The sequence below is a fragment of the Domibacillus robiginosus genome (genome assembly GCF_000966195.1).
Lineage (GTDB): Bacteria > Bacillota > Bacilli > Bacillales > Domibacillaceae > Domibacillus > Domibacillus robiginosus.
This window is the reverse complement of the sequence record NZ_LAHL01000067.1, coordinates 26,914-39,225: the sequence shown is the minus strand read 5'-3', so window position 1 is coordinate 39,225 and position 12,312 is coordinate 26,914. Positions and strand designations below refer to the sequence as shown.

The 12,312-nt window shown below is 35.7% G+C and carries 9 protein-coding genes; 5 read left to right on the top strand and 4 right to left on the bottom strand.

The window, feature by feature from the left end:
* Positions 1 to 11: 11 nt before the first annotated feature.
* Positions 12 to 371 carry a DUF5388 domain-containing protein gene (locus VP97_RS21630; RefSeq protein ID WP_050184233.1) on the bottom strand — a complete coding sequence of 120 codons (360 nt, stop codon included), beginning with the start codon at positions 369 to 371 and terminating at the stop codon, positions 12 to 14.
* Positions 364 to 1,191, bottom strand: a complete 828-nt coding sequence (locus VP97_RS21625) for a ParA family protein (protein WP_050184232.1) — start codon at positions 1,189 to 1,191, stop codon at positions 364 to 366. The genes VP97_RS21630 and VP97_RS21625 overlap by 8 nt, the downstream gene beginning before the upstream one ends.
* Positions 1,192 to 5,382: 4,191 nt before the next feature.
* Here VP97_RS21625 and VP97_RS21620 point away from each other — a divergent pair.
* From VP97_RS21620 to VP97_RS21610, 3 genes are all read left to right on the top strand, one after another.
* The gene (locus VP97_RS21620; RefSeq protein WP_050184231.1) at positions 5,383 to 6,171 is read left to right on the top strand and encodes a ParA family protein; all 789 of its coding nucleotides are present in this window, start codon (positions 5,383 to 5,385) and stop codon (positions 6,169 to 6,171) included.
* Positions 6,155 to 6,502: a hypothetical protein gene (locus VP97_RS21615; protein WP_050184230.1), complete on the top strand. Its 348-nt coding sequence runs from the start codon at positions 6,155 to 6,157 to the stop codon at positions 6,500 to 6,502. The genes VP97_RS21620 and VP97_RS21615 overlap by 17 nt, the downstream gene beginning before the upstream one ends.
* Positions 6,503 to 6,810: 308 nt before the next feature.
* Positions 6,811 to 8,253 carry an MBOAT family O-acyltransferase gene (locus VP97_RS21610; RefSeq protein ID WP_050184229.1) on the top strand — a complete coding sequence of 481 codons (1,443 nt, stop codon included), beginning with the start codon at positions 6,811 to 6,813 and terminating at the stop codon, positions 8,251 to 8,253.
* Positions 8,254 to 8,690: 437 nt separating this feature from the next.
* Here the strand turns inward: VP97_RS21610 and VP97_RS21600 are convergent, their stop codons facing one another.
* Positions 8,691 to 9,377, bottom strand: coding sequence for a C40 family peptidase (locus VP97_RS21600; protein WP_050184227.1), 687 nt, complete (start codon positions 9,375 to 9,377; stop codon positions 8,691 to 8,693).
* A gap of 296 nt (positions 9,378 to 9,673) precedes the next feature.
* The gene (locus VP97_RS21595) at positions 9,674 to 10,597 is read right to left on the bottom strand and encodes a substrate-binding domain-containing protein (RefSeq protein ID WP_050184226.1); all 924 of its coding nucleotides are present in this window, start codon (positions 10,595 to 10,597) and stop codon (positions 9,674 to 9,676) included.
* A 143-nt stretch (positions 10,598 to 10,740) separates the two neighbouring features.
* Between VP97_RS21595 and modA the strand changes: the two genes are divergently transcribed.
* On the top strand, positions 10,741 to 11,532 hold the full coding sequence (gene modA, locus VP97_RS21590; protein ID WP_050184225.1) for a molybdate ABC transporter substrate-binding protein: 792 nt from the start codon (positions 10,741 to 10,743) through the stop codon (positions 11,530 to 11,532).
* Positions 11,533 to 11,537: 5 nt separating this feature from the next.
* On the top strand, positions 11,538 to 12,194 hold the full coding sequence (gene modB / locus VP97_RS21585) for a molybdate ABC transporter permease subunit (RefSeq protein ID WP_050184224.1): 657 nt from the start codon (positions 11,538 to 11,540) through the stop codon (positions 12,192 to 12,194).
* Positions 12,195 to 12,312: the final 118 nt, after the last annotated feature.

The window sequence follows — 12,312 nt, the reverse complement described above, 5'->3', positions numbered from 1 at the left end:
GGGGTATCTTTTTATTTTTTTCGGCTGGCATAGATGTCGAGTATTAAAGAATACTGTTTCTTTTGTTCTTTAGTCAGGTAATTCGACTGGTATTCTTCCACTAAGATTTCTAATAGGCTGTCGACGCTTTCTGCAATTCCTAATGTAACCAGGCCATTCAGTTTTTCTTTTGTTGTCGTACTAACCCGAACAGTTGTCGTACCCGGCTGCACTCTTTTTGTTTGCGTTTCTTTCTTTTCTAGCTGCTTTGTTTCGGTCGCAAGTTTAGGTTTTTCGAAGTTGTCATTATCAAGAGAAAAAGTTGTGTTTGGCGTAATCTGCTTGCCTCTATTTAAAAGCTTATTGGGTTTTTTCTTTAACAAATCAGACATTGTTAGTCACTCCTACTTCTTGTTCCCAGCGCTTAATAAATTCTTCTGTTACTTCGCGATAGCTTTTCATGACTTTTCTATCGTGCATGTCTTCATCGGAGATTCCAGTAATATCATAGCGTTTCAAGCGTTCCATATTTTTCACAAGTGTTTCAAAGATATTGTGCTCGCCAAAAATCTCTTTTGCATTTTCAAGTGTAGCAATATCAACAGGTGCCCCATTTTTTAATAAAACAGGCAGGATCCCCAGAATATCCATATGTGCATCATAATCATCAATCAACGATTGAAGATATTTTGTAAACATTTCAGCACCCTGTAAACTGCGCTCCTGGGTTTGAAGAACAACTACTACAAAGTCGGAAGCATAAAGGGCCGAATCCGTAATATCAGAAATCGTTGGTGGTACATCAATAAAGATAAAATCAAAATCTTTCTTTAAGGGTTCTAATAGTGTAGAAAAGTATTGGACGCGGTCTAAATTATTTGGAAACTTCTTTTCTAAAAACTTTGGATAAAGAGCAAAGTCACTGAAGCTTGGCAGCAAATATAAATTATCTTTTACTTCTGTCACGATGCTGGATAAATCTTCTGCCTGGATAGCCGTCATAAGAGTTCGGTCAAAAGAAACAATTTCATCCGATATGAGCGCTTTTGTACGCAAATAAAGACTTGTTGCATTCGCCTGAGGATCCTGATCACTTAGTAGAACTTTATATCCCATGTTTGATAGTGTATAAGCAATCATTGTGCTGTTTGTTGTTTTACCCGTTCCACCTTTAAAATTTCCAAATGTAACGACAGTACATGGTTTCGACATTGTAGCACTCTCCCTTTTCTATCTACAATATACATGTAGACATTTGTTATATTTAGAATCATCATATCACTTTTTTACTGCTACGTCTTGTTGTAATTGAGTTTTTTATGCATAAAGAAGCTGTAAGAAATTCAAATATACATATCTACAAATATATTCATATACAAAAATACATATTTACTCATATATATATCTACTTGTATATGCATTTTAAATAAGGAAATGAATAATAATCCCCTTCTGTATTATGACAATATACGACCTAATGAGCTTTTTAAACGAATGGAGGTTCCTATCTTTTAAAATCGAAATGATGTTAGGATGACCAGATAAATGAAGGAAGGTCATACTGCGCCTCTTTAGACAGACATTAACAAGTATTTCGCTGAATGAATAGATCAACTTTTATAAGAAGTCAGGTTAGCGAAATAACATTACTTTTTGAGAGAAATAAATTTCAAGCAAACAACTACCTGGTTTGAGTTCAAATATAGATCAGCAAGTAGGATCTCCGGCCTTAGGTTATTTTGCCTCAGAGTTTTGATTTCACTATATTTAACCGTAAACCAATGTTCATTCTTTTTATAGTGATGAGAAGCAGTTAACATACTTTTACCAGACTTGATGACGGAGCATTAAATATACAAGTATATTTATATACATATATACACATCTACATATATACTTATAAGTTTGTGTAAACATTGTTTTTTAATAAGGCTGGAAGACCAGACAAATTGTTTTATTTAAAGGCTTCCCTTATGATTCACTTGCGTACATATAAACCTATTTAGGCATCCTTGGATTGTTTTAGCAGTGTAAATAAGTATACGCATAGATGGATATACAAATATATATGTATATGGACATACGAATATACATCACATTGTAATCTCTTTTTCTGCTCTCTTTCATCGTGAATAGAAATGTGCAACCAGGAAAACGATCGACAAGCTTAGAACTGACTAGTTTAAAAAGACTTATATACATTTAAAATTCATTAAGGTATACTTCTCTAACTTAAAGAGTCATTGTTAGGCAGGAATGCAAAAAATTCTTATAAATTTCTGGGCATTTTCCTGCACCAGTTATATTTTTCTCTTAGATATAGAAAGAGTTTTACATAAACTTGAGTATTGTTGAAGAGAGGAAAGCCTAAAAAGTCTAAACAACACTTTGACTAATGAATTATATACAGATATACAAATATATAAGTATACTTGTATATTTGTATACTAATATACATGAACAAGAGCAGGAAAAAACGTAGCTCTCTGCCCTAAAACAATGGATCTGTCAGAAGGTAGAATGAAAAAATTACTCGACTAGCTTCTTTGATATGGTGTTTATCATTTGCCAAAAAACAGCTTAACTAGTAATAATTAAAGCGGATAGGATCATGCACTGCTGGCTTTTTTAGCAGGCAGGTGCCCTCCTCCCTTTTAAATATAAGCTGCATGATTAAAAAGGAAGATGAGATGAGCTCTTATATAATGAGGACGGACTGTTGCTTTACCAAGCACGGGCAATTTTAAGGATCAAGATATATTTTGTTGAACTCAGTGCCCTTTTTACGACCGAGGAAGAATGTAAACGTAAGGGAGGGTGGCACTAAAGCAAAAAGAGAGAGAACCAATAGTTAGATATTATAGCCTGTTTAAGAGAAACAAGGTTCTGGACTACTTGCTTGCACAGTTAACAAAAAGCTGGAACATTTTTATGGTTAATTAAGGGGAATACAAATATACATGTATTTTTGTATTCGTGTATACGTGTATACTGATCTACACATATACAAATTTACAAGTATATTTGAAGTCTGAATCCCCTACTATAAGTGTTTGTATGGGATTAAACAATAATTTCAGCCATGAGGAAGTTTTGAATGAATGTAAATGTTTTCCTTCAGTTATAGCTGTATTTTATGAACGAGTAAACCCTTAAGCATAAGAATTGTACCTTTTCCCCTTAAAAGCATTTAATCGTCATAATGATTGGAAGTTTACGTTGTCTTTTTCCTAAGCTTGAAAATAAGGCCCAATCAAACTTGTTACACAGAGCCGTCTCGCATGGGATATAAAAAAGAATCTGTTTTAAATAGAAAAAATGAGAACAGATTCATTATGTTAATCTGACTTTGTTTTGAATGAAAGGTTACCCAGGTACCTCCTATTGGATGGGTGAACGTCTAAAACAGGGTTCTGCTATAACAATCAAAAAGTAAGAAGGTTCATTATTTGCTAAAATTCAAGTTTCCTGACTGCACAGGAAGCTTCCTGGCGGCTAACAGATTGACTGCAGCACTTTTCTTTTCTACTTCCGCTAAACAAAATCCATTTGCCCCGATTCTTCCTTTCCAGGCAAGCGAAACACCAAAATAAATCAATTGCTTTGTTCAGGAATATCCAGCATGATGAATGATTTTAATCCTTTATTTCCTCAATTGGGCGATCACTTGGGTTATCAAACTGTGACGTAGCACCAACTCCCCTATCTTCCCTCAGCCAGGCTGCACATTACATAACATTTTTATTTTTGAATTACAGGAAAAATGTAAATATTTCCTGTAAATGAGCCTGCTGGAAACCATTGCATTTCAATAAGCAGTCCTGCTCCGGGCCTTGGACAAAAGATATTTATGTCTGTAGAAACTTCACACAGCTTTTTGTAGGGCAACACTTAAATACCAGCTTTTAATCGATTGATTCATATCCATCTTATGTTGCTATTCTTCGATCCATATATTCTCTCCTGGCAAGTTATACATGTTCTTGCACATTCTTATACACGCTTTTTAGGGTTGAGAGTGAATTTAATGGATTTATCCGAATGCAAATCTATGTATCAATCGACTAACCGGATTCTTTTTAAAGTTATACCGAAAATGGTAGTTGAGTATCCAAGTGTAAAGAAAAATGTTTGACAAAAGTTATTAAAGAAAATACAGCAGTCCCTTGATCAGTTACTTTGTATTTTACTTTCAATTGAATGACAGAACTTGATAATCAATTATTACAATCTTCTGCAATATACATTTTTAGGGAAATAAAATGTTACATTCCAAAACAAAAAAATTTACTTTCATTTAGTAAACAATCAAATAAATCAGCTTTTGAAGAAAAAGTATATTTAAATTGTATAATGTGAGTTGCTTTCAGAAGATGAATCAAAGTAGAATTCTTTCTTTTAGAGTTGTTTTTGATACTAATATTAGTACTAACATGGACATCAAATAGAAGAAAATAGTAGCATTATAGTTGAGATTATTCTCAGCAGGAATAAAGCAAATATACAAATATACTCATATACATATAAATTTGTATACAAGTATATTTGTATATCTGTATATGAGTATACATATATACTAATGAAAGGAGTGAACGTTTGTTTTAATTCATTTCCTTCTTTTCCCTTTCTCTTTTTAAAAGTTTCTACGCCTTAAAGTTTTAAAGCGGATACAAATGCTATTCTCTATTTTATTTTAATAAAAATGACTTCATTGATGTGTCATTTTTAATTATGTACCGGCGGATATCAGAGTCAGCAGTATGATTATAACCTATGCAGTAAAGATATTGTTTTTGATGTGCGGACCTACATTGACGAGTTTCTTCTATATAATAAGCGTAATAAAATAAAATTTAGTTAAAGTATTAAGAATAATATGGCTCCCGAATTTAAGTGAGTAGGAATTTTAAAGTTAAAGTATAATTGTAATTATTTAACATAATAAATTTTTTACTGAATCAATACTTACCTTCACTCCAATATATATTATATTTTTATATAAATATCGATATTTACATTGTTATTAATATTAGTACTAACATGAACACACACACGAAAATAATTACTACACTTACACCGAAAAAAACACTCTCTTCATTTTAAATACCCAAAATAAATGTGTTCTTGGTAAAACAGTTTTTTCAATACAAGGATAAATATGAAAGATGATCAGATAACCGAATGAAACTGGAAACGAGTAATAAAAGAGATCCTAGTTGCTTTATTGCATTAAAAATAACTCTCCATATAAATCACGACTTTCTTTTAAAAAATAAGCATCTATTGACCTTGAAATATCTGTTGCTATGAATAATGAGCAGGTGTCATTAATAGAATACATATCAGTAGGTTTTTCTATTTAAAAAGAATACTGCTTGAACAGAGAGAAAGGGTGATTAAAAAATGAGAGTAATTGCTGTCAACAATAATAAAGGCGGGTCTCTAAAGACAACGACAGCAACAAACCTAGCCGGTGTTTTGGCGGCTGAAGGTAAACGGGTGTTAATTATTGATGCAGATAATCAAAGCAATGTGGCTTTGTCATTTGGTAAAAATCCGGATGAGTTTGAGGTTAGTTTATATGATGTGCTGATCAATCAGCTTGAACCAGGAAAAGCGGTTCAAAACGTTTACGAAAACTTGGACATTCTTCCGGCAAATGATGATTTGATTGGTTTTGATTTTGAGGTGATTGGCAAAAGCAAAAAATATAAAGCACCTTTTTCCATTATGCAAAAAACATGCAGTTCTCTGCGAGACGACTATGAATATATATTAATTGATACGCCGCCATCCCTTTCCTTAATGGTGGGGAACGTATTTGCTTTTGCTGATTCTGTGTTAATTCCATTTTCTCCAGAAAGTTATTCGATGCGTTCACTAGTAAAAGTATTGGGAACCATTGATGATTTTAAGGAGCAGTTTAACCCTGAATTACGTGTGCTTGGAGTTGTTGGGACAATGGTGAATTTTCAAACAATTTTACATCAGGAAGTGATGCAGGAAACTCGAAGATATTGCACGGAAAGTCAGATTCATTTATTTGATTCCTATATTCCAAGAAGCATTCGATTTGCTAGCAGTGTGGCATATGAAAAGGTGCCGGCTACACTTGCGAAAAAGTCTACGGATATTGCCAAAAGCTACTTTGAATTATGGAAGGAGATTAAAGAAAATGAGCAAGCAAGGTAAAGGGCTGGCGGGGTTCGGTGCAGTCGCTGCAACAGGCGGGGCAAGAGTACAGGCGGAAAAAGAGCAAAGGCCTGAAGGGAAGAAAGAAGAAATGCTGATCGTAGAAAGGAGAGAGCCGATAAAAGAAGATAAACGACAGGATGCATTAAATAATAGTGTAGGAGATATTCTTTATTCTGTTACAAAAAAACCAAAGCCAACGCTTAAGCGGCAGATCAGTGCGTATATTGATGAAGATGTCGCAAGGAAATTAGACAAGTTTGGAAAGGAACATGGGAAGGGAGCAAAGTCCGAGTTAATTAATAATTTTCTCAAAAGTGTACTTAAATAATTTGTGTATACGAGTATATTAGTATATATGTATACGAATATACTCGTATACTAATATACAAACATATTTGTATATGAAAGTGAATAAAAAGAGGGGATAAGAAAACAGATAGGTGACGAAAATTTAAAAGCTGCCATTACGAGGATATATTCTTCGGAATGGCAGCTTTTTATATAATCATTTAAAAAGAGAAAAGAAGGGGGGGAAATATTTTTGTTACTCACCCTTAATCTATTGTTGTTTAAGAGTGGTTTAGGTAGTATGGTGTAAGGGGCATTTGTAAGAACATTATTAACGGAGTGAGCTTCTTGATTTTTAATTCGTTTGAATTTATTGTTTTGTTTCTTCCTATTGTATTTATTGTTTATTTTGCTTTAAACAAAATTAATTTTACATTATCGAAAACCTGGCTGTTTTTAGCATCTTTATTTTTTTATGGCTGGTGGAACCCAATTTATTTGCCATTGCTTTTGCTTTCTTTAACGGTTAACTACATTATTGGAACTAACCTCGGAAAAATGCAAAATCAAAAGGGCAAAAAGGTTCTGCTTACTGCTGGTATTCTTTTTAACATTAGTTTGCTAGGATACTTTAAATATCGTGATTTCTTTGTAGAAAATGTAAATGCTGCTTTTGGCACGGACTTTGTTATTTTAAATCTTGTTTTGCCACTCGCGATCAGTTTTTATACGTTTCAAAAGATTCCCTATCTTGTTGATTCCTATCGGGGAGAAACGAAAGGGTATAACCCGCTGAATTACGGCTTGTTCCTTACTTTTTTTCCGCAGCTGATTGCCGGACCGATTGTTCAGCATAACGATGTGATGGTTCAGTTTGAGGATAAAGAAAACCGGAAAATGAATTATAACAATATTGCAGCAGGACTTTTTATTTTTGGGATTGGCTTATTTAAAAAGGTAGGCATTGCAGATACGTTTGCTATTTGGGCAAACGCAGGATACAGTACACCAGAGAATCTTACATTTGTTGATTCATGGATCACCGCATTATCCTATACATTTCAGCTTTATTTTGATTTTAGTGGATATTCTGATATGGCAATTGGAGCTGCCTTGTTATTTAACATTGCGCTTCCAATCAATTTTAATTCACCTTATAAAGCGCTAAGTATTCAAGATTTCTGGAGAAGATGGCATATGACGCTTTCCAGATTTTTGACGAATTATATTTACATTCCACTGGGAGGGAATCGTAAAGGGGCTACTAGAACCTATCTTAATATTTTAGCGGTCTTTTTTATTAGCGGAATCTGGCACGGGGCAGGATGGACATTCATTATCTGGGGGATTATGCACGGAGTAGCAAGTGTGATCAACCGATTGTGGAGCAGAGCAGGCTTTAAGCTGCCTAAACTGCTGGCCTGGTTTATTACCTTCCAATTTGTAAATGCCGCGTGGGTGTTTTTCCGGGCACCATCTGTGGAAGTGGCTCTGCAGGTCTTAAAAAGCATGATCGGCTTAAACGGATTTAGCCTGCCAAGTGATGTGCAAAACAAAGTGTTCAACGCTTTCCAAATTCCATACTATGATTTTACGTTAATGGAGAATTTCACAAAAGCAGCTCTTCTGTTGATCATCGCATTTGCCATTGCTGTTTTTGCTAAAAACTCTATTCAGCTGAAAGATCATTTTAAACCAAATTGGCAGACTGCCGTGTACCTGGCGGCTTTGTTTATTTATTGCATTCTCCAGCTGCAAAATGTATCGGAATTTTTATACTTCAATTTTTAAAAAGCTGCCGCTCTGGCGGCTTTTTTAATACTTTCATCTATTTATAAGAATATGAAAATCAGAATAGATCAAGCAGTATACAGATCAAAATGCATCAGAGGTTTCATTAAATTAGAAGCAGACGTTCAAAACGATACTCATTTTGCTTCCCAATTTGGCAAACGGTTCAATATTCCACTACAAACTTATAAAAAGATGAAACTGGAAAAGAAGCAAAGAGTCTTTTGGAAGAAAATCATTTTATAGGGGCATGTCGATGGGAAAAAGTGCGCAGGACACTAATAGACTTGAACTGAAATGGTGATATAAGTAAAAAAAGAAAAACCCCATTTCCGTAAAACGTTCTGGAAATAGAGTTTATGGATTTGAAGGTGTTGTCACCTTGCATTTTTATTTCGAACTGTAGTGATTTGGCTAATCAAACAGTCATGTGATTATTATTTAAGAATACGTTTTGCTCCAATATAGCGCTTAGACCAGTAAGAATTATCCATAGACGCGATGCTTACTCCTTTTGAAGAAGAAGCATTGATAAATTGATTGCCTCCAATGTAAATACCCGCATGAGAAGCGCCTTTTTTATAAGTCTCAAAGAATACAATATCACCTGTTTTCAGTGAAGAGACCTTTGTACCTGTTTTGTAAATATCCGCTACCGTTCTTGGAATACTAACATTTGCGCCTTTCTTAAACGCGTACTGGATAAAGCCGCTGCAGTCAAACCCGCTTGGAGTCGTTCCGCCCCATTTGTATGGCGTGCCTAGATGTTTTTTCGCTTCACTTACCAGTTTTGAAGAACTGCTGTAGGAAGCAGCTTTCACCTGTGAAGTGGTTTTTTTGGTTACACCCAATGCTTTGTATGTATTAGCTCCTACAATACCATCAGCCCGCAGGCCATGTTTCTTTTGAAAATTCATGACAGCTTTTTTTGTGCTTTTTCCGAAATAAACGTTTCGATGGCTTGAATTAAAGAAGCCTTTTTTCTGTAATACACTCTGTAATTCAACTACATCCTGATGCTTCATGTTTGCTTTTAATGTCCGGTCCCCTAATGCCGCTTCGCTTGTCAGTGGTCCACTAAATAAAATGCCCGTGACTGTCAATGCCGCTATCCATTTTTTCAAGTTTATTTTCCTCCTGAACACCTTTGATAACTTTCTTGAGTGTAGCATGTCTATGTCACAAGGATATTTTCAGGGGATAACAGTTTGATTACAAAACATTGCAGCACTGAAATAATCCATGTAATGATTGGATTATTTTAATTTATTTTACATATAAGTAAATTGTTTACTTTTTGATCAATCGTAGATAAAGCTTATATTCAATATTGATAAACCAGAAGTAGAGATAATAGAAGAAGTTATATAATGTAAGATAAAAGATTTGGTAAAAAAACCCACTGTTTATCAGCAGGCTTTTAAAATGTTTCATATAAGACAGTGCCAGTTTGAGTGTAGTCATAGCCACCAAGAGATTTTATTTCTGATTGAAAGGACGGGGAAGAAAGGACAGATTGAACTGTGCTGATTAACTTTTCATTTTCAGGCTTCTTCAGCATGACCAGATCATAGCGCTCGTTGATCAATGGTACAAAGTCGACTTGAACCAGCTGTGCGGCTTTTTCAATTCCAACTCCGACATCTGCATGTCCCGCAGAAACCGCTGACGCCACGCTTAAGTGGCTTGTTTCTTCGTTTTCATAGCCGGCTACGTTCTTTGGAGAAATCTGATGAATTCGGAGCTGTTCATCTAGTAGAATCCGTGCACCTGACCCTTTTTCTCTGTTGATGATCGTAACACCCTTTTTTGTTAAGTCTGTCCATGAATGAATTTGCAGAGGATTTCCCTTGGGAACGTAAAGCCCGGCTTTTCTGGAAAGAAGGTTTATTACAATATAGGAATGTCCCGTTAAAATCTTTTTTAAATAAGGGATGTTGTATTCCCCAGTATCTCCATCAAACATATGCAAACTAACAATATCGCCTTCTCCGTTATACATAGAGATGAGGCTGTTTAAACTTCCTGTATAGGAGCGAAGAGGCTTGTAATGGGAATGTTTTTCGATATATTTTCCGAGTATATCTAAAACAATATCTTGACCGCTGATCACTATATGAAGAGATTCTTTTGATCTTGCATGTTTAGATTCAGCAGGCTCCGGCATATTTATATTTTTACGCTTATATATATACTGGTCCAGGTCCTTTGCATCCATTCGCATTTGCCGTCCAACCCGGAATACAGGAAGCTCTCCTTTTTTAACCAGGTCATATATTGTTAACTTTGAAACTTTTAAGAGCTGTGCAACTTCTTCAATTGTATAGGAAAGCTCTTTTGTCATACAGGCATCCCTCCATTTTCATTTTATCTTACTATTCACGTAAAAGGAAACGGACTGTAAAAATGTAGCATTTAGCATTTCTTTTTTTATTATAATTAATTATAATTGGTTATAACTAATTATAATTAACAAAGGAGCGCAGCATGAAAAAAACTTGTTTGATGATAATTTTGGTCATAATCATGCTGATGGCCGGCTGTTCGTCCGATGAACAGAGCAAGTCGCCACAAGGTCACACAGATCAAGAAGTTGAATTAACTGTTTCAGCCGCCGCCAGTTTGCAGAATGCGTTAGCCGATATAACGGAAATGTTTGAAAAAGAGCATCCCCACGTGAAAATCAATTACAATTTTGGCGCATCGGGCGCGCTCAAGCAGCAAATTTCCCAGGGAGCACCGGTTGACCTCTTTTTTTCAGCCGCCGAGGATAAATTTGATCAATTGGTGAAAGAAGGATTGATCGAAAACGAAAGCCGAATCGATTTAGTAGGAAACGAACTTGTGCTTATTGTTCCTAGGGATTCAAATCAAAGGATCAGCACATTCAAGGATCTTCCGCAAGCTCAAAACATTTCAATTGGCACGCCCGAGTCTGTACCAGCCGGGAAATACGCGAAAGAAACTTTAGAAAGCTTACACATTTGGGAATCGGTTAAAGAAAAAGTGGTTTATGCAAAAGACGTTCGCCAGGTGCTTACATACGTTGAAACAGGTAATGTGGATGCCGGTGTAGTGTATAAAACTGATGCACTTAGTTCATCAAAAGTAAAACTGGCCGCGACAGCTGATGAGGCGACTCATGCACCGATTATTTATCCAGCAGGTGTTTTGAAAAACAGCACCCATTTACAGGAGGCCCAGCTTTTCTACGAATATCTTCAAAATGAAACATCTATGCAGATTTTCGCAAAGTATGGGTTCAAAGGGGTACATTAATCGACATGGCAGCTGATTTTTGGTCTCCAGTAAAGCTTTCCATTGAAATAGCATGTGTTTCTAGTGTTATGGTATTGTTTTTAGGACTTATATTAGGCAGATTAATGGCTCATAAAACATTCAAAGGAAAAGCGATTGTAGAAACCATTTTGCTGCTGCCTTTAGTCCTGCCTCCTACAGTCGTAGGTTTTTTATTAATTGTTCTTTTTGGAAGAAACAGCCCTGCGGGACAGTTAATTGAATGGATTTTTGCTCAGCCGGTGATGTTTACATGGTGGGCGGCTGTGATTGCGTCGACGGTAGTTGCTTTTCCGCTTATGTACCAATCTTCTAAAACAGGGTTTGAATCGGTTGATAGAGAGATTGAGCAGGCAGCACGAGTGGATGGTGCGGGCGAGCTTCAACTGTTTTTGCTCGTTTCTATTCCGCTGGCATTTAAGGCGATTGTATCGGGCGGTATTTTAAGCTTTGCCCGGGCACTGGGAGAGTTTGGCGCCACTCTTATGTTTGCAGGGAATATCCCGGGGAAAACACAAACGACACCAACAGCCATTTACACGGCCATTGACTCGGGTAATATGCAGCTGGCCTGGTTATGGGTAGCCAGTATGATTGGTATTTCATTTGTGATGCTGCTTAGCGTACATGTAACTAAAAGATGAACGAGCCAATAAACAATCACTTACTTTTACTAGATCATAATGGAAAAACTACATCGCTCCGAGCGGTGTAGTTTTTTTATTCAGCACGAAAAAAAGACATATTTTCTATTGCTTGTTT

Bases quoted from the DNA above. Each gene is read 5' to 3' on its own strand.
- VP97_RS21615 (WP_050184230.1), top strand. From the start codon at position 6,155: ATGAGCAAGCAAGGTAAAGGGCTGGCGGGGTTCGGTGCAGTCGCTGCA.
- VP97_RS21630 (WP_050184233.1), bottom strand. From the start codon at position 371: ATGTCTGATTTGTTAAAGAAAAAACCCAATAAGCTTTTAAATAGAGGC.
- modA (WP_050184225.1), top strand. From the start codon at position 10,741: ATGAAAAAAACTTGTTTGATGATAATTTTGGTCATAATCATGCTGATG.
- VP97_RS21620 (WP_050184231.1), top strand. From the start codon at position 5,383: ATGAGAGTAATTGCTGTCAACAATAATAAAGGCGGGTCTCTAAAGACA.
- VP97_RS21625 (WP_050184232.1), bottom strand. From the start codon at position 1,191: ATGTCGAAACCATGTACTGTCGTTACATTTGGAAATTTTAAAGGTGGA.
- VP97_RS21595 (WP_050184226.1), bottom strand. From the start codon at position 10,597: ATGACAAAAGAGCTTTCCTATACAATTGAAGAAGTTGCACAGCTCTTA.
- modB (WP_050184224.1), top strand. From the start codon at position 11,538: ATGGCAGCTGATTTTTGGTCTCCAGTAAAGCTTTCCATTGAAATAGCA.